Annotated in this window: 1 protein-coding gene and 1 pseudogene; both read left to right on the top strand. The window is 65.2% G+C overall.

The annotated features are described in order from the left end of the window. Positions 1 to 285, top strand: a pseudogene (locus tag AB0N07_RS52200) (hypothetical protein); the annotation flags it as partial. A gap of 130 nt (positions 286 to 415) precedes the next feature. Next, positions 416 to 742, top strand: a complete 327-nt coding sequence (locus AB0N07_RS52195; protein WP_350748590.1) for a hypothetical protein — start codon at positions 416 to 418, stop codon at positions 740 to 742. The last annotated feature ends 291 nt before the right edge of the window (positions 743 to 1,033 follow it).

Here is a 1,033-nt window from a genome sequence, read left to right as displayed (position 1 = left end):
ATCCTGGACGAGGCCACCTCCTCCGTGGACACCCGCACCGAGGTGCTGGTCCAGGGCGCGATGGCGGCGCTGCGCTCGGACCGCACGAGCTTCGTGATCGCCAACCGCCTCTCCACCATCCGGGACGCGGACGTCATCCTCGTGATGGAGGACGGCGACATCGTGGAGCAGGGCAGCCACGCCGAGCTGCTCGCGGCCAAGGGCGCCTACCACCGGCTCTACATGAGCCAGTTCAAGGGCGGGGAGGACGACGACGGCGCGGCCTCACGAGACGACGCCCGGTGATGGCTGCAGCAAGCGCAAAGGGAATCGGGACGGCCTGAGGAGGCCAGGAAGAATCCCTTGCCGTGGGAGGCCTTAGCGCCTAGTGTGTGACGCGGCTCATATTTGAGCTTGAATCCTGAGGAGGATCGTCATGGGTATGAAGCAGCGGGTTACAAAGGTCGGGGCCGGTATCGCCGTCGCGGGATTGTTGCCCGTTTCTGGGGCAGTGCCGGCAAAGGCATTGACGGACTCCGGGCGACAGGACTGCAGTGCCGGAGGTGGATATGTCGGCGTCCGTGGCGAGCAGCAGCGGTACGGGGATTACCTCACGGTGTCGGTTGGGGGAGTGTCGAGTACCAAAGCCAACTACTACGTGAGGTACTGGGAGCCTGGTCTCCGAGGCACCCAGACCTGGAAGGCCGATTCGGTCTCATTGCTTCTTTCGGGTAGCAATGGCTACTGCTACTACCCCTACTGATATTTTCTCTGCGAGCGATGGGGTGTCTTGTGCCTGAGGGGCGAATGACAAGCGGTTTCGCTGGTGCCATGGTCGGACTCGTCGGGGCCCTCTTGTTGGCGGGGTGTGCTTCCGGCGCGGACGCAGGAGCGTCGGCGCACGCGGAGACAGGCAGTACCCCCTCAAAGGTGTGGGATGCCGCCACATGGAAACCGACCGAGGTCATCGAACCCGTTCTGGCGACGGAGCCGGAGCCGGCAGCGGCCTCCCGCGCACACATGGACCGCCTGGCAGAGAGCGCGGGCCCGCCCG

Origin of the sequence: Streptomyces sp. NPDC051172 (assembly GCF_040682555.1) — a bacterium.
Classification (GTDB): domain Bacteria; phylum Actinomycetota; class Actinomycetes; order Streptomycetales; family Streptomycetaceae; genus Streptomyces.
The sequence above is the reverse complement of the archived record's forward strand: the minus strand, read 5'-3'. Positions and strand labels throughout refer to the sequence as shown.

Excerpts from the sequence above, each read along its gene's own strand:
- AB0N07_RS52195 (WP_350748590.1), top strand. The coding sequence starts at position 416 with ATGGGTATGAAGCAGCGGGTTACAAAGGTCGGGGCCGGTATCGCCGTC.